Origin of the sequence: Flavivirga jejuensis (assembly GCF_030540765.1) — a bacterium.
GTDB classification, from domain to species: Bacteria; Bacteroidota; Bacteroidia; order Flavobacteriales; family Flavobacteriaceae; genus Flavivirga; species Flavivirga jejuensis.
Genome location: NZ_JAUOEL010000008.1, coordinates 375,926 through 396,649, shown reverse-complemented (window position 1 = coordinate 396,649; position 20,724 = coordinate 375,926). Strand labels below are relative to the sequence as shown.

The following is a 20,724-nucleotide window of genomic DNA, read 5'->3' as shown; positions in this document are numbered from 1 at the left end:
TTTAACTATTTCTTTATACTTTGCTATTAATATTCATCTTCATTCCAGAGATAATCTTCATCTGTGGGATAATCAGACCAAATTTCTTCAATTGAATCGTAAGAATCTCCTTCATCTTCAATTGACTGTAAATTCTCAACAACTTCTAGCGGAGCTCCCGTTCTAATAGCGTAATCTATTAATTCGTCTTTTGTTGCTGGCCAAGGTGCATCACTTAAATAAGATGCTAATTCTAAAGTCCAATACATTTTCTATTGTGTTTAAATTTTTGCAAAAATAATTTTTTAGTTTAAACAGACAAGAAAAAAATGAATTATTTAATCATTAAATTTTAAGAACGTATCTTTATTTGTAATCTAAACAGTTGAAATTATGGTTGCTTTGTTAATATTATAAGCTTTTTTATTAAGATTCTTTCTCAGGAATCCACTTAATTTCTTTTGCTTGTAAATCGTACGACAACTTTCGTGCCAACACAAAAAGATAGTCAGAAAGGCGGTTTAAATACATTAAAGCACTAGGTTCAATGTCTTCAATATCGTTAAGTGCTGTGGTTAAACGCTCGGCTCTACGGCATACGCAGCGAGCTATGTGACAGAATGACACTGTTTGATGTCCCCCTGGAAGTACGAAATGTGTCATTGGAGGAAGTTCGTCATTCATAGCATCCATTTCTTTTTCTAAACGTTCTATATTTTCGTCAGAAATTTTAGGAATATTTAAGCGTTCTTTTCCGTTTTTTAAAATAGCCTTTTCTGGATCGGTCGCTAAAATAGCGCCAACTGTAAAAAGTCTATCTTGAATATGAATTAATAAATTTTTGTAGTGTTCGTTTATATTTTGATCCCGAATTAAGCCTAAATGTGAATTTAACTCATCAATAGTTCCATAACTTTCAATACGAATATGATGTTTTGGTACTCTGGTGCCTCCAAATAATGCAGTGGTGCCTTTATCTCCTGTTTTTGTGTAGATTTTCATCCAATTATATTTGTTTAAATGCTAGATGTATCATGTTAATTGTGTTTACGATTTTGGTCACAATACCATTGTATTTATTTATACTACGAATTTAACAAGTTAATACTCAAAGGGCAAGAGGATTATTAGAAAAGTTTAATGGTTGAGCTGTAGTTTCCTATCAATTTTCAATATAAAAGATTTACTTTTGCGCAGAAATTTAAAATATTAACTTACAATTTATGAAAAAAATTACTTTACTACTTTTACTCATTATAAGTTCTATGTGTACTGAAGCGCAGTCTTATATAGGGTATCTTACAGATAACTATAGTGGTGTAAATAGTGTGATATCCAATCCAGCAAACATTGTTGATTCCCGTTTTAAAACAGATATAAACCTTGTAGGGTTTAGCGTTTTTGCAGGGAATAATTATTATGGTCTTAATGTGCTAGATGCCATCAAAGATGACTATGATTTTGATACGGAATCAAAAAAATCGCCATCAACAGAAAATAATATAGCTATAAATATAGATGTTATGGGGCCAGCGTTTATGTTTAATTTAAACAATAATAGCTCCATTGCAATATTTACCAGAGCGCGTTCTTTTGTTAATGTTAATGAAATTAATGGAGAAACGATAGAGTCTATTGAAGATGATGTTACAGATAATTTTATTGTAGACGAAGGTGATTTTGGTATTTTTGGTCATGCTTGGGCAGAACTTGGTCTTTCTTATGCAAGAATCTTAATGAACAACGATGAACACTTTTTAAAAGGAGGTCTTACACTAAAATATTTACAAGGCGGTGGTAGTGCTTATGCTAGAGGAGAAAATGTTACTATTGATTATGATGCTGATGGAACGAATCTAGGAGGTGGAGTAACCACTGGGAGTATTAGTACTAGTGGCGATGTAACTTATGCTCGTTTTGATGATTTTGATAATGATGATTACGATTATGATCTTCCTGATGCTACTGGTTTTGGTGCAGATATAGGTTTTGTGTACGAGTGGAGACCAAACCATGCAGATTACATAAAAACAAATTCTAAAGGTGATTCGTATGTTCTAAAAGATAAAAATAAATATAAATTAAAGTTAGGGCTATCTATTACAGATATAGGAAGTATTAAATATGATAATGCTTTTATAGATACTTATAGCATTAATAACTCAGGTGTAAGTGAGGAAGATATAGAAAATGCAGAAGATATTGATGATCTTTTAAATAGTTTTTATACTAAAACAAGTTCTAGAAATGGTTTTAAAGCAAAGTTGCCAACGGCATTTCATTTCAATGCCGATTGGAGCTTTACAGGTAAATTGTATGTGAATTTAAATACAGATCTTTCTCTTAGATCTAAAGATACAGAAAATACAAGTCGTATTTCTAATGTGGTCTCGTTAACGCCTCGTTTTGAGAGTAAATGGCTTAGTTTTTATCTGCCATTAAGTGTTATACAAAATAACGGATTTCAAGCAGGAGCGGGTTTAAGGGCTGGACCATTATATATTGGTTCTGGTTCTGTACTTTCAGTTTTAACTAGTGACAATTCAAAAGGAGCCGATGTTTATGCAGGTTTGAAAATACCAGTTTATCAAGGAAAACCAAGAGATAAAGATGACGATGGTGTTATTGATAAATTAGATGCATGTCCAAAAGTGGCTGGTCCGATTGACAATAATGGTTGTCCTTGGGGAGATGCCGATGGAGATTCTATTTTAGATAATGTTGATGCGTGTATTGAAGAAGCAGGTCCTGAGGAAAATAAAGGTTGCCCTTGGGGAGATGCGGATGGAGATTCTGTTTTAGATAATGTTGATACATGTGTTAATGTAGCAGGACCTCAAGAAAATAATGGTTGTCCTTGGCCTGATACTGATGGTGATGGTGTTCTAGATAAAGATGATGCGTGTGTGGATGTTGTTGGTATTGTTGCTAATAATGGTTGCCCTTGGCCTGATACTGATGGTGATGGTGTTCTAGATAAAGATGATACATGTGTGGATGTTGTTGGTACTGTTGCTAATAATGGTTGTCCAGAGCCAGAAGTTACAGTAGAGGTTCAAAAGACTTTAAATAAATATGCAAAAACAATATTGTTTTACTCAGGGAAATCTTCTATAAAAAAAGAGTCTAATGAAGTTTTAAAAGAAATTATTAAAATTTTAAATGAATACCCTACAGCTAAATTTAGGATAGAAGGACATACCGATAGTATAGGTTCTAAAACTTTAAACCAAAGATTATCTGATTCTAGAGCAAATTCAGTTAAAAAGTTTTTGGTTGATAGTGGTATTGATGCTTTTAGATTAGATGCTCTGGGTTACGGTGAAAGTAAGCCAATAGCTAGTAATATGCTTAAAGCAGGTAGAGCTAAAAACAGACGTGTTGAGATTAATTTAGTGAAGGAGTAGTTTTATTTAATAGTTTAAAATTTAAAATCTCAGGGTGCAAACTCTGGGATTTTTTTATTGACCTCTTCTAAAAACTTTTAACGCAAATTTTATGAATTCACAGGAATTTGGTTTTACATTTCGGTATGTTACGAAGCAGGATTTAAGTCTGTGAAAGGAAACATAGGAGGGGTGGTATAGTTCAAAATTTAAGAATACTATTTGTTAGGAACGAATTATAAAGTGTTCTTTCATTTGTTCTTTTCTAAAAAATACAAATCCCCAGAAAAAGGTGTCAATTGTTACGGTAACTTTAGGGTGTTGTTTTATAACTTCCCAAGCTTCGGTCATTCCTTTAGACCAATATATATCGTCAAAAATAAATACAGAATCATTATTGGTCGTCTGTAAAAGGGTTTCGAAATATTCTAAGGTAGCCTCTTTTTGGTGATTGCCATCAAAAAAAATAAGATCATAATTGTTGGGTGCTAATTGATTTATGATGTTATTAAAATTGCCAATTTGCACATCAATATTATTTAAGTGGTGCTTTTTGAAATTTACTTTTGAAAATTCTGAAATATTAGGACAGCCTTCAATAGTCGTGATTTTAGTTTTTTGATCTGCTAAACGCATTGCATGCGTTGCAATTCCAAGTGATGTACCCAGTTCTAAAATAGCTTCAGGCTTAAAATAATTTACTAATCGGTAAATGAGCTTTGCTTTTTTAATGGTTGAACCCGCATTTTTAGCCATGGCCGAAATGCTACGTTCTTTTTGTTTCATTACTTGGGATCCAGCACCTAAATCGGTTACTTTTATACTTGACTTGTTTTTTAGTAGCTCTTTTTTATAGTTTAAAATGTGCTTATAAGCATCATAATAGGTTTTATCATAAAAACATTTAGTAACTAAATTATAGACAAAAGGAGAGTGTACACCATGCTGATTGGTCGATTTTATTAAAAATTTTATGTATTGAATTGTTTGGTATAGCATTTTAGTATTCGATAAAAAATATAACACAAAGACCTCTCAGAGAAAAACTTTGTGAAACTCTGAGTATCCTCTGTGATTATCAGTGAAATAATGTTTTAATTCTCTAGTTTTGGTTTGGTATAGCATTTTTAGTATTCGATAAAAAAATAACACAGAGATTCACAGGGTTGTAGCAGAGATTCTCGGAGAAAACTTTGTGAAACTCTGAGTGTCCTCTGTGAGTCTCAGCGAAATAATGTTTTAATCCTCTAGTTTCGATGATAACTCAAACCAGCGTTCTTCTTTTGCTTCAATAGTATCTATGATTTTTTGTAAATCATTAGACAATTTATTAATGTCATCTTGAGAAAGTTCTGGATTATTAAACTTATTTTCTAATTCTTTTTTATCAAATGTTAAAGACTTTAATTTGCTTTCAATGTTTTTAAGCTCCTTTTCTTCGTTATAAGATAATTTGTTAGCATCTTTTTTCTTCCAGGCGTTTTTGTCTTTTTTGTCTTCTTGAGTATTTGAAATTACGGGTTGACTATCTTCGTAAACGCGATAATCGGTATAATTTCCAGGGAAATCTTCTATGACTCCTTCGCCTCTAAATACAAAAAGGTGATCAATTACCTTATCCATAAAATAACGGTCGTGAGATACTACAATAACGCATCCTGGAAAATCTAATAAGAAATTTTCAAGAACATTAAGTGTTACGATGTCTAGATCGTTAGTTGGCTCATCAAGAATTAAGAAATTAGGGTTCTGAATTAAAACCGTACATAGGTACAAGCGTTTGCGCTCACCACCACTTAATTTTTCAACAAAATCATATTGCTTTTTCCGACTGAATAGAAAGCGCTCTAGAAGTTGTTGTGCACTAATTTGTCGACCTTTTTTAAGTGGAATGTAATCGCCAAATTCCCGAATCACATCTATAACTTTTTGTTCGGGTTTTATTGTAATACCATTTTGGGTATAGTAACCAAATTTAACGGTATCTCCTTTAACTACTTTACCAGAATCTGGCTGCCCTGTTTGTGTTAAAATGTTTAAAAAAGTTGTTTTACCAGTGCCATTTTTTCCAATAATACCTGCGCGTTCTCCTTTTTGGAATGTGTAATCAAACTTGTCGAGTATCGTTTTGTCTTTAAATGCTTTCGATACTTTATGGAATTCTAAAATCTTGCTTCCAAGACGTTCCATGTTTAATTCGAGTTGTACTTCATGGTCGTTTCTTCGTTGATGTGCACGGTGTTTTATATCTTGAAAATCGTCAATTCGCGACTTTGATTTAGTCGTTCTGGCTTTGGGTTGGCGACGCATCCAGGTCAGCTCTTTTTTAAACAGTTGTTTGGCTTTGCCTGTTTCAACAGATTCTTGCTCGATCCTAGCTTCTCTTTTTTCTAAATAATAAGAATAATTACCTTTATAGCTATATAATTTGCCCTCGTCTAATTCGATAATTTCATTACAAACACGTTCTAAAAAGTAACGGTCGTGAGTTACCATAAATAGTGTGATATTCTCCTTGGCAAAAAAAGCTTCTAACCATTCGATCATTTCTAAATCTAAATGATTGGTAGGTTCGTCAAGAATTAATAAATCAGGTTTGTTTATTAAAGCATTAGCTAAAGCGAGCCTTTTCTTTTGTCCACCAGAAAGGACACTCACTTTTTGGCTTAGATCATCTAATTTTAGTTTGAATAGGATCTGCTTATAAAGTGTTTCAAAATCCCAGGCTTGGTGCTGTTCCATTTCTTCAAAAGCCGTTTGGTATGCTTCTGAATCCTCAGGGTTTAAAAGTGCTTTTTCGTAATTAGCAATAACTTTTAAAATAGGATTGTCGCTCGCAAAAATGGTTTCTTCAATAGTTAAATTGTTATCAAACTTAGTGTCTTGTGATAGAACTGATACAGCGATTCCTTTTCTATAAATAACGGATCCAGAATCGGATTCGTCATCTCCCGAAATGATATTCAAAATGGAGGTTTTTCCTGTTCCATTCTTTGCTACAAAAGCAATCTTCTGATCTTTATGTACACTAAAAGAAATGTTTTCAAAAAGCGTTAGCTCTCCGTAAGATTTTGATATGTTCTCAACTGTTAAATAATTCAAAGGATGTTTTTTGTGCAAATAACGGATAAAAAACCAAAAAATAAAGTATAAGTTTTATTGTTCAGAACGAAAACTTATATTTGTGACAAATCAAATCCCTAATATGAAGCGACTTTTTTTTTGTTGCATTTTTATTTTTGGTGTTTTATGTACTTCGTGCATAACCAATAAAGATGTTGTCTATTTACAAGATAAAGGAACAAAGACTAATGATTCCTTAATGATTAGACAATTATCAAAACCATACCGAGTTCAGGTGAATGATATTTTGAGTATTAATGTAAAAGCACTAGATGAAGAACTTGTAGGTATATTTAATCCTATAGAAAATTCTAATAGTTCTACAAAAAGCCAGTCGGGTCTCTATTTTAATGGTTTTACAGTGGATTTGCATGGGAATATTGAGTTTCCTGTTTTAGGAGAAATTAATGTACTGGGTTTTACAATTGCCGAAATAAAAGATAAAGTTGAAAAGGAGCTTTTAAAACAATATTTTAAAGAAACAGCAGAAATATTTGTTACTGTAAAACTGGCAGGATTACGTTATACAGTTACAGGTGAAGTTGGAGGTACAGGAGTATATACTTTATTTCAAGATCGCGTAAATATTATTGAAGCCTTGGCAAACGCAGGTGACATTGCTCAAACAGGGGATAGAAAGGATGTTTTAGTGATTAGGCAATACCCTAATGGACAAAAAATACACCATATAGATTTAACCGACATTATAGCTATGGAATCACCATTTTATTTCATACAACCAAATGATATTATTTTAGTTAAGCCTTTAAAAAGAAAAGCTCTGGGAGCTGGACAAACAGCAATACAAAATATAACAACAGTTTCTTCCATTTTGGCTGTACTGGTGTCTACTTATTTTTTAACAAGAAATCTTTAAAGTTTATACTATGGAAGAAGAATTCGATGTTACAGAATCACAACCGCAACCATCATTTGATATTAAAGCTTTTTTTATTAGAGTTTTAAGTTATTGGAAATTATTTGTTTTGTTTATTGGTATAGGTGTTTTTATTGTTTATCAACAAAACATTAGAACTCAGCAATCTTATAGATTAAGCACGCAGATTTCTGTAGAAGAGGAATCTAATCCGTTATTTACTTCAACGACAAGTTTAACCTTTAATTGGGGTGGGGTTTCTGGTAAGGTTCAGACGATGGTTACCTCGTTAAAATCACGGTCCATTCATGAGAAAGTAGTAGATAATATTGGGTTTTATATAACCTATTTAAAGCAGTCAAGATTTAGAAAAGATGATATTTATACAGATGCTCCGTTTAGAATTAATTTAACACCTAATACAAGTCAGTTATTAGACGTGCCTATTAAAGTTACCTTTCTTGAGAATGGTAATTATGAGCTTTCTATTAATTTTGAATCTAATTTAGGGAGAACCCAAAATTTTACTAATAAAGAAATAGCGAATATAGATACCCCTCTTGGAGAATTTAAAAAACAATATAGCTTAGGAGATACTATAAGTCTTCCTTATGTAAATGGCATACTATATTTGGCAGAGGGAAGAACAGTTACACCAAACGAAGAATATTTTATTAAATTTAGTGATTTTGATGCTGTTGTTGTTAAATATAGATATAAACTATCTATAAATAACCCAAGAAATTCTGCCATTTTAAATTTAAGTATGGTAGATGTTAACAAGCCTAAGATTGTAGATTATTTAAATGAAACGGTTAAAGTTTTAAGTGAAGATCAATTAAACAGAAAGAATCAATTTGTTACAAATACAATTAAATTTATCGATGAACAATTAGATAGGGTAAAATCTCAGCTTACTTTAAATTCAGATTCTTTAAACAACTACAGACAAAAAAATAAGATATTTAATATTGATGAAGAAAGTGTTTCTATAAATAGTAAACTTTCATCATTAGAAGTTGAAAAGGATGGTATGAATAAAAAGCTAGCTTATTATGCCAGTTTAAAAACATACCTAGAAAACAGTAATACATTTACTGAAGTCCCTGCGCCATCTGTTGCAGGAATAGAAGATTCTAATATACTTGCAAACGTTGGAAAAATAAATGATTTATCAGTACAAAAATCTAAATATGGTTCTACTGTTAGAGAAGGCGCTACTATTTTTGCAGACTTAAATAGAGAAATAGAAGGCTTAAAAAAAGTGCTTTTAGAAAACATTAGTTCTGCCAGTAATGAATTAAAAAGAGAATTGCAGTTTGCCAATACAAAAATAGCTATTGAAGATGCTAAAATAAGAAAATTACCAAAGGCTCAACAAAAACTATTTGATATACAACGCCAATTTAAACTTAGTGAACAAACTTATAATGTTTTTTTAGCAAAAAGAGGTGAAGCAGATATTATAAAATCTGCAAGTGTATCTGATATTTTAATAATTGACCCAGCAAAAGATACAGGTGCAACACCTATAGATTTGAAGTTAAGTTCACGGTATTTATTCGCTATAATCGGTGGTTTGTTGCCACCATTATTACTTGCTTTTTTATTAACTTTTTTTGATAATAAGTTACATAATCCTCAAGTGCTGGAAAAGATATCAAGTATTCCATTACTTGGTGTGGTTGGGAAAAACGATTTATCTAATAATCTGGTTGTTCATTTAAAACCAAAATCCACAATAGCAGAGGCTTTCCGATCCATACGCTCTAGTTTACAATATTTCTATAAAAAACATAATCTAGAAGGTGCTAAAACAGTTATGGTAACATCTTCTGTTAGTGGTGAAGGAAAAACTTTTTGTTCTATTAATATCGCTACTGTTTTTGCTATGAGTGAAAAAAAGACAGTTTTAGTTGGTTTGGATTTAAGAAAGCCTAAAATATTTGGAGATTTTGATATTAAAAATGATATAGGTGTTGTTAATTATTTAATTGGACAAAAAGACATCAATGAAGTTTTGCAACAGACAAAAGTACCTAATCTAGATGTTATTACCTCTGGACCTATACCTCCAAATCCTTCAGAGTTACTGATAGGAGAAAAAATGGATGTTTTGATTGAAAAGTTAAAAGAATCTTATGATTATATTATTTTAGACACACCACCTATTGGTCTTGTGGCTGATGCTTTTGAGCTTTTAGAATATGTAGATGCTTCCATTTATGTAGTAAGACAGGATTATACAAAAAAAGGAATGATAAATCTTATAAACTCTAAATATAACAAAGGGGAAATACAAAATTTAAGTTTTGTATATAACGGTTATAATCAAAAAGGTAAATATGGCTATGGTTACGGTTACGGCTATGGCTACGGTTATGGCTACGGTAATTATGCTAATGGTTATAATGATGATAACCCAATTAAAAAATCATATATATCTAAGATTAAATCTTTTTTTAAATAGAGAGACTAAAAAAATATAGAAATAAAATAAATAAACGATATAGACTATTGAGTACTAAAAACGAAAATTGGCTTTATACCATTTCTGCAAATCAAAAATTAATTAATTTTAACCTTAAAGAGGTTTGGAATTATCGCGATTTACTTTTTTTATTTGTAAAGCGTAATGTTATTACTGTATATAAGCAAACAGTTTTAGGACCGTTGTGGTATTTTATACAACCGCTCTTTACTTCTGTTATTTTTACTTTAATATTCAATAATATGGCTAGTATACCAACGGGAGATGGGGTGCCCTCATTTTTATTTAATCTTGCTGGTATTACATCTTGGAATTATTTTAAAGAGTGTTTAACAGGTACAAGCGATACATTTGCACAAAATCAAGGCATATTTGGGAAGGTATATTTTCCAAGAGTCATTGTACCATTGTCTACAGTTATTACCAATTTATTTAAGTTCGGAATACAATTGTTAGTCTTTGTTGGTTTTTATATTTATTATGCTTTTTTTTCAGATCAAGGGTCAAATGTGGCTCCAACAAAAGCGATTATCTTTTTACCAATTTTAGTGATTTTAATGGGGCTTTTAGGGTTAGGTTTAGGTATGATTATTTCTTCGATGACAACTAAATACAGAGATTTAAAAGTTTTAGTTGCTTTTGGAGTACAATTATTAATGTATGGTTCTGCGGTTATGTACCCTTTATCGTATTTTAAGCAGAAACTTCCAGATCTATCATGGGCTGTAGAATACAATCCAATGACTGTAATAATAGAAGCATTTAGATATATGACTATGGGTGTTGGGGATTATTCTTTGTTAAAAATGATTTATGCTATTATAATAAGTGTCATTTTGTTTTTATTAGGACTTGTTATATTTAACAAAACGGAAAAAAGTTTTATAGATACGATCTAATGGGGAAAGAAATAATACTAAAAACAGAAAACATCTCTAAGCAATACCGTTTAGGTGTGGTTGGTACGGGTACCATTGGTCATGACTTAAATAGATGGTGGTATAAAATTAGAGGAAAAGAAGATCCGTATTTAAAGGTTGGAGATAGTAATGATCGTAGTACTAATGGGTATTCAGATTATGTTTGGGCTTTACAAGATATAAGCTTTGATGTAGAACAAGGTGAGGTTTTAGGAGTAATCGGAAAAAATGGAGCTGGAAAATCAACACTTTTAAAAATACTATCAAAAGTAACAACGCCTACTACAGGAGAAATTAAGACTAAAGGAAGAATAGCTTCATTATTAGAAGTAGGTACTGGGTTTCATCCTGAGATGACAGGAAAAGAAAATATATTTCTAAATGGTGCTATTTTAGGAATGACTAAAAAAGAGATACAATATAAACTGGACGAAATTATAGAATTCTCAGGTTGTAGACGTTATATTGATACTCCAGTAAAGCGCTATTCTTCAGGGATGACGGTGCGTTTAGCATTTGCTGTGGCTGCGCATTTAGATCCAGATATTTTAGTTATAGATGAGGTTTTGGCTGTAGGTGATGCTGAGTTTCAAAACAAAGCTATTGGCAAAATGCAAGAAATAAGTGGAACTAATGGTAGAACCGTTTTATTTGTTAGTCATAACATGGCAGCGATAAAAACATTATGTACGAAAGCTATAGTACTAGAGCATGGAAAAGTGAAATTTAAAGGGACAGCAGATGAAGCTGTTGATTTTTATTTAAAAAATGAGATTACTAGTAGTGGAGAGCATTATTCTCATGAGACCTCTGAAAAAAGCTCTGATATTTTAGGTGTTTCTATTTTAGATAGCGAAAATAAATTATGTAGTGTATTTGCATTCAATCATAAAATTTACTTAAAAATTAAAATTAGAGTTTCAGAAAAACATCTACCAGTTTCAGTTTTAAGTGTTAGAGTTATTGATCAATTTGAAAGACCTATTTTCACATCTGAGATAAACTTAAAGGATTATATTAATTCTGTAGGGCTGCATAGTTTTAATATCGAGTTACCATATAAAACACTTACTCCAAACGATTATAGAATTCATGCTGTATTTCACATTCCTAATCAGGAACTTATAAGTAATTTAGAAAGTGTGGTTAGTTTTAATATAGAAGAGACAGGTTCAGAACTATATAAATATGCGGGTTTAGATTATGGTTGTGTAGTTTTAGATTGTAAATGGAACAAGATATAATGAGATTGATCAAAAAAACAATAAAAAAAATTGCTTTTTCTTTTAATAAAAAAAAGCCTATTGTTAAAGAGAAGTTAGATTTGTTTAGAGAAACAGGATTAATTCATATAGGAAATAATTCGGATACTAAAAATGTTCATGTTGAAATAAGAAAAAGAATAGACAATAAGCAATTCTTAACCATAGGAACGGAAAGTGTTATAAGCGGTAGTTTCTTTTTTGAAAATGAAAAAGGAGTTATAAGTATTGGTGACAGAACATTTATTGGAGGGGGAGGAAAGTTTGTTTCAATTAATAATATATCAATAGGAAATGATGTTTTAATTTCATGGGGATGTACTTTTATGGACAATGATGGTCATTCTCTAATTTGGAATGAGAGAAAAGACGATGTTATAGAATGGAAAAAAGGTCTAGATGAAAATAGAGTAGGTCATTATAAGAAATGGAGTAATGTTAAGAGTTTACCAATAGTTGTTGAAGATAAGGTTTGGATTGGTTTTGAAGTAGTCATTTTAAAAGGAGTCAGAATTGGTGAAGGAGCAGTTATAGGTTCTAGAAGTGTTGTAACTAAGGATGTTCCTAAATGGACAATTGTGGCAGGAAATCCAGCACAAGTTATTCGAGAAATTCCCGAAAATGAAAGATAGTATGACTTGGGAGGATACTATAAAAAAGATAAGAAAAGAGGACGCTTTTAAGGAGTTAGTTGAGAAAGCTTATTTTGATGAAGACCTTGAACTCAATGTAAATCGTTTTGGTAATAGTGAAGAGTTTAAAGAAACTTTAAAAATTATTAGATCTTCTGCACCAAAAGCATCATCTATTTTAGATATTGGTTGCGGCAATGGCATAAGCTCAGTCAATTTTGCATTACAAAAGTATCATGTAACAGCTGTAGAGCCTGACCCAAGTTTTACTATAGGTGCGGGTGCCATTAAAAAACTTAAAACTTTTTATGCTCTAGATAATTTAGATGTATATGAGGCCTATGCCGAAGATATTAATTTTAAGAATAATTCTTTTGATATTGTTTACGTAAGGCAGGCTATGCACCATGCTAATAATTTAGAAAAGTTTTTAAAAGAGTGTGTTAGGGTTTTAAAACCAAATGGATTACTATTAACAATTAGAGATCATGTAATCTATAATGAAACAGATAAAGAATGGTTTTTGAAAGCTCACCCTTTGCATAAATTTTATGGCGGAGAAAATGCTTTTACTGCTCAAGAATATAAGGATGCAATAACGAATGCTGGAGCAGAAATTTTAAATGAATTGCGATATTATGATAGCATAATAAATTATTTTCCAAGTACAAATAACGAGGTAAATAGTTTGAAAGAAACAAACAAGTTAAACCAAAAGAAGAGATTGGTAAAAAAGATTGGTAAAATTGGTAATAGTTGGTTTGTTTGGAATTTATATTGTTTTTTAAGTAAATATGAACCTCTAAATGAAGCTTTTATTCCTGGTAGAATGTACTCTTATATAGCTATAAAAAAATGAAGATACTTATAATAGGATCAAAAGGATTTATTGGTTCACATGCTGTGAAACATTTTTCAAAATTTTATAAGATTTGGGAGTGCGATGTGGTTGCCGATTATGTAAATGAGAACTATTTTATAGTTGATGCGACTAATGCTGATTATAGTGATATTTTTCAACAGCAACAGTTTGATGTTTGCATAAACTGTTCTGGAGCTAGTAGTGTATCAGATTCTTTAGTGAAACCTCAAAGAGATTTTACATTGAACACATTCAATGTGCACAAACAACTAGATGCTATACGTCGTTATAATACACATTGTAAATATATAAACTTATCTAGTGCTGCTGTTTATGGTAATCCAGAACAATTACCTATTAACGAAAACCAAATTACAAACCCCATATCACCTTATGGAGTACATAAAAAAATGGCTGAAGATGTTTGTGAATTATTTTATAAGCAATATAAGATTAAATGCTGTTCCCTACGTGTTTTTTCGGCTTATGGAGAAGGTTTAAAAAAACAATTATTTTGGGATTTATACCAAAAGGGAAAAAGGAATTCGAATATTGTTTTGTATGGTACAGGTAATGAATCAAGAGATTTTATTCATGTATCAGATATAATAAATGCTATTGAATGTGTTATAAATAATGGTGCTTTTAAAAGTGATATAATAAATGTTGCTAATGGAAAAGAGGTTAGGATTAAAGATATTGCTCAGTTGTTTTTTGACACATTTGAGGAATTAAATGTTACCATAGCTTTTGGAGGAGAAGAACGACAAGGAGATCCAATAAATTGGTCTGCAGATATAAATGTATTGAAAGCATTAAATTATACTCAAAAAGTTAGTTTAAAAGAAGGAATAGAATATTATATAAAATGGCTAAAAGAAGAAAACGCGTAGGTTTATTTTATTTTTATAATGAAAATTGGGTTGCTGGGGCTTATTATATTTTAAACATAATTCATGCACTAAATACGTTAGAGGATACTCTTAAGCCAAAGATTATTGTTTTAACCAATTCAAAGGAGAGCTTTGATAAATTAAAAAACGAAACACAGTATCCTTACTTAAAGTACAGTGTCGGATCTTTTAAAACTTATTATAATATTTTTGAGAGAGGTATAAATAAAATATCTAGAATTATTTTAAATAAAAAGCTCATTAAAAAAAAACCAAAACTACCAAAGATAGATTTCTTATATCCACGACAAATAGAAACATTCTCTAATAATCTAAAAAAGGTAAATTGGATCCCAGATTTTCAAGAAGATCACTTGCCTCAATTTTTTTCCCAAGAAGAAATAAATGAAAGAAAAAAACATCAACAAAATGTTCTTGTAAAAAGTGATATAGCTGTCTTCAGTAGTTTCGATGCTCAAAACGATTTTGAAAGATTATATCCTAAATCAAAAGCAGAAAAGTTTGTGCTTCAGTTTGCAGTAACGCACCCTGATTTTTCTAATGAAAAAATTGAAGATTTATTAAAAAAACATCAACTACCAAATGATTATTTTTTTGCGCCGAATCAGTTTTGGGCTCATAAAAATCATATGGTTATTTTGAAAGCGGTTAATTTATTAAAACAAAAAGGAGTAGATTTAGTAGTGGCGTTTTCTGGGAAAGAGAGCGATTATAGGAATTTAGAGAATTTTAGTTTATTAAAAGCTTATATTACTGAGAATAAATTAAACGATAATATTAAATTTCTAGGCTTTTTAGAAAGAGCGGAGCAATTATGTTTATTAAGTAATTCAATAGCTGTTATACAACCCTCTTTATTTGAAGGGTGGAGTACTGTCGTAGAAGATGCAAAAGCGCTTAGCAAGTTTATAATACTTTCTAATTTAAATGTTCATAAAGAGCAAATTAAGGAAAATGTACACTTTTTTGATCCCTATGATGAAAATGATTTAGCAAAAATTATTGAAAAGTATTTTAAAGAAAAACCCAAAACAATTGATTCAAATTATAAAAATGATATCAATAAATTTGCTCTTAAGTTTGTGGATTTAATTGCATTAGTTACTAAGTTGTAAAATAATTTTGAATATCTATTAAAACGATATTATTATTTTAAAGATGTTTTTTATAAAAGGTAACAGAAAAAGTGTTTTTCAACAAAAAGTTTAATGAAAAAAATAAAAATTAAGATTAGCCTAAAGTATAAATATTAACCAAACATGCTAAATAATCTTTTAATTTCAATAATTACTGTCAATTATAATAATGTAGATGGTCTTGAAACCACAATTAAAAGCGTTCAAAATCAAGATTTTATTAATTTTGAGCATATTATAATTGATGGGAATTCCATAGATGGTAGTAAAGAATTAATAGAGGCCAATAAAGCCAGTTTTAGTTATTGGATTAGCGAACCAGATAAGGGGATTTATCATGCTATGAATAAAGGTATTAAAGTAGCTAAAGGTGACTATCTGTTTTTTTTAAATAGTGGGGATGATCTCACAGACTCTCAAGCGCTTACTAGAGTGAAAATTCATTTGAATGAGTATGATATAGTTTATTTTAATATTAATGATGTTGGATTAAATGAAACACGCGTAAAAAAATGCCCTGAAGTACTTACATTTGCTTTCCTTCATGAAGATTTACCGCCACATCAATCAACCTTTATAAAAAAAAGTTTGTTTGAAAAAATAGGGTATTACGATGAGCGTTTGAAAATTGTATCAGATTGGAAATTTCTCATTTTAGCATTATGTAAATTTAATGCTACTTATAAATATATAGATGATGTATTTTCAAATTTTTATAGAGGAGGATTAAGCTCTTTAGAAGAAAATTTTGAAATAGTGAAAGCTGAAAGGACATCGGTTTTGAATACCGAGTTTTCAATTCAGATGAATGATTTAAAGTATAAATTTAAATTAGAACGGATTTTGAGAAACTTAAGGAAATCAAAAAAAATGCAAATATTAATCAAATTAGGATTGATAAATAAGTTTTAAATATTCAAACTTAGCCTAAACTATGCAATTTTCAGTATCAGTAATTATTCCAGTTTATAATGCGGAAAACTTTATAGAAAAAGCGATCAATTCGGCTATTGAACAACCCGAAGTATCCGAAATAATTGTAGTTAACGACGGCAGTACAGATAAAACTCAAGATATTCTTAAAAAATTACAAGAATTAAACTCGTTAATTAAAGTTTACTATCATAAAAACAATTCTAATCAAGGGCGTTCTTCTAGTAGAAATTTAGGAATTAAAAAAGCTACCAGTAATTATATTGCTTTCCTAGATGCAGATGATTTTTACTTACCAAATAGATTTGTAAACGATAAAAAGGTATTTATCAATAACAATAAAACAGATGGTGTTTACAATGCTATTGGAGCTCATTTTTATAGAAACACTACTAAGTTAGAAAAAGAGAAGCTAAAGTTGACCACTGTTAATAAAAGAATTAAACCAGAAGCACTTTTTGACGCTTTATTATTTGGTACAAACGGTCATTTTTCAATAGACGGATTAACTGTAAAGAAATCAGTTTTTGATACAATAGGCTATTTTACAGAGTCTATGTTGATATCTGAAGACACAGAACTCATTTTTAAAATGGCTTTAAAATGCGAGCTAGAATCGGGTATAATTAATGAGCCTGTGGCCATTAGAGGTGTTCATGAAGCAAATGTTTTTAACCAAGAAAATTTATACGAAAAGTATAGGGTAAATATGTATGAATCGTTGTTTTTCTGGGGGAATAAAAAGAAAGTACCATTACAAAGTATAGATAAATTGTTGAATGTATTATGGCTTTTAAAATATAAACAAAAACAGAGGTTACATAGTTACATAGGTTATTGGGCATTTATATTTATAAATAACCCAAAAAGCTTGTTTTCAATATTAAGTGTAAAATACTTTCCTATAATTAGGCTTAGACAAAAACTTTTTCCATTTTTATACAAACAAAAATAATTTGGTCAATGCTTGTAAATAAAAATCAACAGGAATACATTATTTTTATATAATATGGAATTAGCACCTATAGTTTTATTTGCTTATAATCGCCCAATCCACACTCAAAAAACACTGGATGCATTAGCAATGAATCCAGAAGCTTTAGAAAGCGAATTGTATATATTTTGTGATGGTCCAAAATCAAAAACAGATGTTGATAATTTAGGTCAAGTACATAAAGTTCTTGAAATTATAAATAAAGAAGATCGATTTAAAAAAGTACATGTAAGAGCTAACGAAAAAAACAAAGGATTAGCTAATTCAATTATTACTGGTGTAACTGAAGTTGTTGAAAAACATGGACGTATAATTGTATTAGAGGACGATTTAGAGACGTCTTCAGGCTTTCTAAAGTATATGAATGATGCTTTAACTTTTTATGAGAATAATAACGAAGTTATGCATGTTTCTGCTTACATGTACCCGCATGAGCAAGAATTGCCAGAAACCTTCTTTTTTAACGTACCCCTTTGTTGGGGATGGGCAACATGGAGCTCCGCTTGGAAGCATTTTAATAGCGACCCCTTAGATTTGTTAAATGTACTTAAAAACAAAAAATCATATACCTCTTTAGATAAATTTGGATATGATTATTTAAGCAGTCAGCTAGCTCATAATATTTCAGGAAAACTTAATACGTGGTTTATTAAATGGCACGCATCAGTATTGTTACAAAATGGCTTTACTCTGTATCCTAAAAAATCTCTAGTTGAAAATATAGGTTTTGATAATTCTGGGGTTCATAATGGAGTTCATACTGAATTTAAGAATAGTGTTTTAGAAAACAATATTAACGTAGAGCGCATTGAAATATTAGAGAATAGAGATGCTGAAAACATCATCAGGAATTTTTATAAGGCATTAAGAGAAAAAACAATAAAGCAAAATTTTAAAAAAGTAATAAAAGAGAAAATAAGAAGTTTTGTTTTTTCAATATTTCCGAACTTAAAAAAAGTAATACGATTAAACCATCAAATCTTAAACGTTAGAAGTTATTTAGGGAAATCAACAAAAATATATCCACCTTCAAGATTATCAGATACTATAATTGGTAATTATACTTACATATCTGAAAAATCAATAATAAATAATACTGTTATTGGTAAGTTTTGTTCTATAGGAACTAATTTTATGGCTGGTCGTGGTGTTCATCCAACAAATAGTGTTTCTACGCACCCCATGTTTTATTCTGTAGCAAATCAAAATGGAATGACATTGAGTAAAGATGATAAAATCAAGGAATTTTTACCAATTACTATTGGTAATGATGTTTTTATAGGAATGAACGTCACGGTTTTAGACGGTATTACAATTGGAGATGGCGCAATTATAGGGGCAGGGGCAGTTGTTTCAAAAGATATCCCTCCTTATGCTATTGCGGTAGGCAACCCTGTTAAGGTTATTAAGTATAGATTTGAAGATGCTATTATAACTAAACTATTAGAAATAAAATGGTGGAATTTTAATGATGAAAATTTATATTTAATTGAAAAAAACTTTTTTGAAATTGAAGAATTCATTAAAATCGTTGAAGAAAAAGAGCTTAATTAAGAATTATAATTATTTTGAAATATAATTTTGAGATCAAAAATATCCATAATTACTATTACTTATAATAATCTAGAAGGGTTAAAAAAAACTTTTGATAGCGTGTGTTCTCAAACATGGAAAGGTTACGAACATATTATTATCGATGGCGGTTCAAATGATGGAACGAGAGCTTACTTAGAAAGTTTAGACAATAGAGTAAGCTATTGGGTAAGCGAACCAGATAATGGTGTGTATCAGGCTATGAACAAAGGTATAAAAAAAGCAACAGGAGACTATTTGGTTTTTTTGAATAGCGGAGATCATTTTTATAACAATAAAGTATTAGAAAAAAATATAGATTGTTTAGGGAAAAGTGATATTATATATTTTAACCTTCAGGTTATTGGCGAAAAAGATAATTTTATAAAAGAATATCCAGAAGTATTATCTTTCTCTTATTTTGTAAAAGATACCTTGCCACATCCAGCTACATTTATAAAAAAGGAAGTATTTGATAAAGTAGGGTTATATGATGAGAGTTTAAAAATTGTATCAGATTGGAAATTTTTTATGGACAGTATTTGTAAAAACAATATAAGCTATCAAAAGATTAATGCACCATTGTCAACATTCTATTTAGATGGGATGAGTTCAAATTCGAATAATAAAAACGTTATAGTAAACGAAAGGCAAGGCGTTTTAAATTCTGAATATGCTGTCTTTGTGCAAGACCTTGAAGATGTTATTAAGTATCGGGGGATAATTTCAGGTTTAAGACAATCTAGGATTATAAACCTTCTTGTTAAACTAGGATTCTTAAATAAGATTTAAAATGGATGTAAACATTTCAATCATTGTGCCCTGCTATAACCAAGCACATTTTTTAGAAGAAGCTTTATCCTCCGTTTTAAAACAAACCTATTCAAATTGGGAATGTATTATCGTTAATGATGGAAGTCCAGATAACACTGGAGAAATCGCTAGGGAATGGTGCGAAAAAGATAATAGATTTAGATATTTATATAAGGAAAATGGGGGACTTTCAAGTGCTCGAAACGCTGGTATTAAAATAAGCAAAGGTGAATATATTTTACCGTTAGATGCAGACGATATCATAGGGAAATCATTTTTAGCAACATTAATTTCCGAACTAATAGAAGATAAATCTTTGGCAATCGTATCTTGTTATAGCAAATTTTTTATTGAAAACACTTCAAATATTGTTAATGAATTAAAGCCGAAAGGAGATACATATCATTATTTACTTTATGTAAATCAGTTAGTTGCAACGTCTTTATACCGAAAAAGATGCTGGGTTGAAGTTGGTGGTTATGATGAGCAAATGAAAACAGGTTTTGAAGACTGGGAATTTTGGCTTGCAATTACAAAACAAGGTTGGAAATATAAAGTAATAGAAGAGTTTTTGTTTTATTATCGAAAATCGAAAAAATCAATGTTAGTAGATACTATTAATAATCATTTTGAAACTACTAAAGAATATGTTTTTAAAAAACATAGTGATATTTACATTAAAGATTTTGATAACTGCATGACTGTTTTATTTCATCAATTAAGGACATACAGGAGCAGTGAAATTAAAATTAAAAATTCTATAGAATATAAAATAGCCAAAATAATAACCAAACCCTTTAAGCTAGTAAAAAAGCTTTATAGTTAATTAA

The 20,724-nt window shown here is 30.2% G+C and carries 18 protein-coding genes; 14 read left to right on the top strand and 4 right to left on the bottom strand.

All coding sequences use genetic code 11. The annotated features are described in order from the left end of the window. Positions 1-26 precede the first annotated feature (26 nt). Both Q4Q40_RS20980 and Q4Q40_RS20975 read right to left on the bottom strand, forming a co-directional pair. The gene (locus Q4Q40_RS20980; protein WP_019387375.1) at positions 27-248 is read right to left on the bottom strand and encodes a DUF2795 domain-containing protein; all 222 of its coding nucleotides are present in this window, start codon (positions 246-248) and stop codon (positions 27-29) included. 157 nt (positions 249-405) lie between these two features. Continuing rightward, the gene (locus tag Q4Q40_RS20975) at positions 406-981 is read right to left on the bottom strand and encodes a cob(I)yrinic acid a,c-diamide adenosyltransferase (RefSeq protein ID WP_303304001.1); all 576 of its coding nucleotides are present in this window, start codon (positions 979-981) and stop codon (positions 406-408) included. Positions 982-1,202: 221 nt separating this feature from the next. On the opposite strand from Q4Q40_RS20975, the gene Q4Q40_RS20970 reads away from it, so the two are divergent. Further along, positions 1,203-3,386, top strand: a complete 2,184-nt coding sequence (locus tag Q4Q40_RS20970; protein ID WP_303304000.1) for a DUF5723 family protein — start codon at positions 1,203-1,205, stop codon at positions 3,384-3,386. A 204-nt stretch (positions 3,387-3,590) separates the two neighbouring features. Here the strand turns inward: Q4Q40_RS20970 and Q4Q40_RS20965 are convergent, their stop codons facing one another. After that, positions 3,591-4,364 carry an O-methyltransferase gene (locus tag Q4Q40_RS20965; protein ID WP_303303999.1) on the bottom strand — a complete coding sequence of 258 codons (774 nt, stop codon included), beginning with the start codon at positions 4,362-4,364 and terminating at the stop codon, positions 3,591-3,593. A 240-nt stretch (positions 4,365-4,604) separates the two neighbouring features. Next, positions 4,605-6,467, bottom strand: a complete 1,863-nt coding sequence (locus Q4Q40_RS20960) for an ABC-F family ATP-binding cassette domain-containing protein (protein ID WP_303303997.1) — start codon at positions 6,465-6,467, stop codon at positions 4,605-4,607. 103 nt (positions 6,468-6,570) lie between these two features. Between Q4Q40_RS20960 and Q4Q40_RS20955 the strand changes: the two genes are divergently transcribed. The 13 genes from Q4Q40_RS20955 (at position 6,571) to Q4Q40_RS20895 (ending at position 20,720) form a co-directional block, all read left to right on the top strand. Next, positions 6,571-7,365, top strand: coding sequence for a polysaccharide biosynthesis/export family protein (locus Q4Q40_RS20955; RefSeq protein ID WP_303303996.1), 795 nt, complete (start codon positions 6,571-6,573; stop codon positions 7,363-7,365). Between the two features lie 10 nt (positions 7,366-7,375). Next, positions 7,376-9,835: an exopolysaccharide transport family protein gene (locus Q4Q40_RS20950; RefSeq protein ID WP_303303995.1), complete on the top strand. Its 2,460-nt coding sequence runs from the start codon at positions 7,376-7,378 to the stop codon at positions 9,833-9,835. Positions 9,836-9,882: 47 nt separating this feature from the next. Then, the gene (locus Q4Q40_RS20945) at positions 9,883-10,755 is read left to right on the top strand and encodes an ABC transporter permease (protein ID WP_303303994.1); all 873 of its coding nucleotides are present in this window, start codon (positions 9,883-9,885) and stop codon (positions 10,753-10,755) included. Next, the gene (locus tag Q4Q40_RS20940) at positions 10,755-12,020 is read left to right on the top strand and encodes an ABC transporter ATP-binding protein (protein WP_303303993.1); all 1,266 of its coding nucleotides are present in this window, start codon (positions 10,755-10,757) and stop codon (positions 12,018-12,020) included. The genes Q4Q40_RS20945 and Q4Q40_RS20940 overlap by 1 nt, the downstream gene beginning before the upstream one ends. Continuing rightward, a complete protein-coding gene (locus Q4Q40_RS20935) occupies positions 12,020-12,670 on the top strand; it encodes an acyltransferase (RefSeq protein ID WP_303303991.1) in 651 nt (216 codons plus the stop codon). Before Q4Q40_RS20940 ends, Q4Q40_RS20935 begins: the two co-directional genes overlap by 1 nt. Next, positions 12,660-13,529: a class I SAM-dependent methyltransferase gene (locus tag Q4Q40_RS20930; RefSeq protein WP_303303990.1), complete on the top strand. Its 870-nt coding sequence runs from the start codon at positions 12,660-12,662 to the stop codon at positions 13,527-13,529. Before Q4Q40_RS20935 ends, Q4Q40_RS20930 begins: the two co-directional genes overlap by 11 nt. Next, positions 13,526-14,425 carry an NAD-dependent epimerase/dehydratase family protein gene (locus tag Q4Q40_RS20925; RefSeq protein ID WP_303303989.1) on the top strand — a complete coding sequence of 300 codons (900 nt, stop codon included), beginning with the start codon at positions 13,526-13,528 and terminating at the stop codon, positions 14,423-14,425. Before Q4Q40_RS20930 ends, Q4Q40_RS20925 begins: the two co-directional genes overlap by 4 nt. Further along, complete coding sequence (locus Q4Q40_RS20920) at positions 14,401-15,561, top strand: glycosyltransferase (RefSeq protein WP_303303988.1); 1,161 nt, start codon at positions 14,401-14,403, stop codon at positions 15,559-15,561. Before Q4Q40_RS20925 ends, Q4Q40_RS20920 begins: the two co-directional genes overlap by 25 nt. A 144-nt stretch (positions 15,562-15,705) precedes the next feature. Next, positions 15,706-16,494 (top strand): glycosyltransferase family 2 protein, encoded by a 789-nt coding sequence (locus Q4Q40_RS20915; RefSeq protein ID WP_303303986.1) that lies wholly within the window; start codon positions 15,706-15,708, stop codon positions 16,492-16,494. A 22-nt stretch (positions 16,495-16,516) separates the two neighbouring features. Further along, positions 16,517-17,470: a glycosyltransferase family 2 protein gene (locus Q4Q40_RS20910; RefSeq protein ID WP_303303985.1), complete on the top strand. Its 954-nt coding sequence runs from the start codon at positions 16,517-16,519 to the stop codon at positions 17,468-17,470. A 54-nt stretch (positions 17,471-17,524) separates the two neighbouring features. Next, on the top strand, positions 17,525-19,063 hold the full coding sequence (locus Q4Q40_RS20905; RefSeq protein WP_303303984.1) for a DapH/DapD/GlmU-related protein: 1,539 nt from the start codon (positions 17,525-17,527) through the stop codon (positions 19,061-19,063). A gap of 27 nt (positions 19,064-19,090) precedes the next feature. Further along, positions 19,091-19,873, top strand: coding sequence for a glycosyltransferase family 2 protein (locus tag Q4Q40_RS20900; RefSeq protein ID WP_303303983.1), 783 nt, complete (start codon positions 19,091-19,093; stop codon positions 19,871-19,873). 1 nt (position 19,874) lies between these two features. Then, complete coding sequence (locus Q4Q40_RS20895; RefSeq protein ID WP_303303982.1) at positions 19,875-20,720, top strand: glycosyltransferase family 2 protein; 846 nt, start codon at positions 19,875-19,877, stop codon at positions 20,718-20,720. Positions 20,721-20,724 lie beyond the last annotated feature (4 nt).

Coding starts and splice junctions, on each gene's coding strand:
- Q4Q40_RS20980 (WP_019387375.1), bottom strand. CDS start 248: ATGTATTGGACTTTAGAATTAGCATCTTATTTAAGTGATGCACCTTGG.
- Q4Q40_RS20975 (WP_303304001.1), bottom strand. CDS start 981: ATGAAAATCTACACAAAAACAGGAGATAAAGGCACCACTGCATTATTT.
- Q4Q40_RS20970 (WP_303304000.1), top strand. CDS start 1,203: ATGAAAAAAATTACTTTACTACTTTTACTCATTATAAGTTCTATGTGT.
- Q4Q40_RS20965 (WP_303303999.1), bottom strand. CDS start 4,364: ATGCTATACCAAACAATTCAATACATAAAATTTTTAATAAAATCGACC.
- Q4Q40_RS20955 (WP_303303996.1), top strand. CDS start 6,571: ATGAAGCGACTTTTTTTTTGTTGCATTTTTATTTTTGGTGTTTTATGT.
- Q4Q40_RS20950 (WP_303303995.1), top strand. CDS start 7,376: ATGGAAGAAGAATTCGATGTTACAGAATCACAACCGCAACCATCATTT.
- Q4Q40_RS20940 (WP_303303993.1), top strand. CDS start 10,755: ATGGGGAAAGAAATAATACTAAAAACAGAAAACATCTCTAAGCAATAC.
- Q4Q40_RS20935 (WP_303303991.1), top strand. CDS start 12,020: ATGAGATTGATCAAAAAAACAATAAAAAAAATTGCTTTTTCTTTTAAT.
- Q4Q40_RS20930 (WP_303303990.1), top strand. CDS start 12,660: ATGAAAGATAGTATGACTTGGGAGGATACTATAAAAAAGATAAGAAAA.
- Q4Q40_RS20925 (WP_303303989.1), top strand. CDS start 13,526: ATGAAGATACTTATAATAGGATCAAAAGGATTTATTGGTTCACATGCT.
- Q4Q40_RS20920 (WP_303303988.1), top strand. CDS start 14,401: ATGGCTAAAAGAAGAAAACGCGTAGGTTTATTTTATTTTTATAATGAA.
- Q4Q40_RS20915 (WP_303303986.1), top strand. CDS start 15,706: ATGCTAAATAATCTTTTAATTTCAATAATTACTGTCAATTATAATAAT.
- Q4Q40_RS20910 (WP_303303985.1), top strand. CDS start 16,517: ATGCAATTTTCAGTATCAGTAATTATTCCAGTTTATAATGCGGAAAAC.
- Q4Q40_RS20905 (WP_303303984.1), top strand. CDS start 17,525: ATGGAATTAGCACCTATAGTTTTATTTGCTTATAATCGCCCAATCCAC.
- Q4Q40_RS20895 (WP_303303982.1), top strand. CDS start 19,875: ATGGATGTAAACATTTCAATCATTGTGCCCTGCTATAACCAAGCACAT.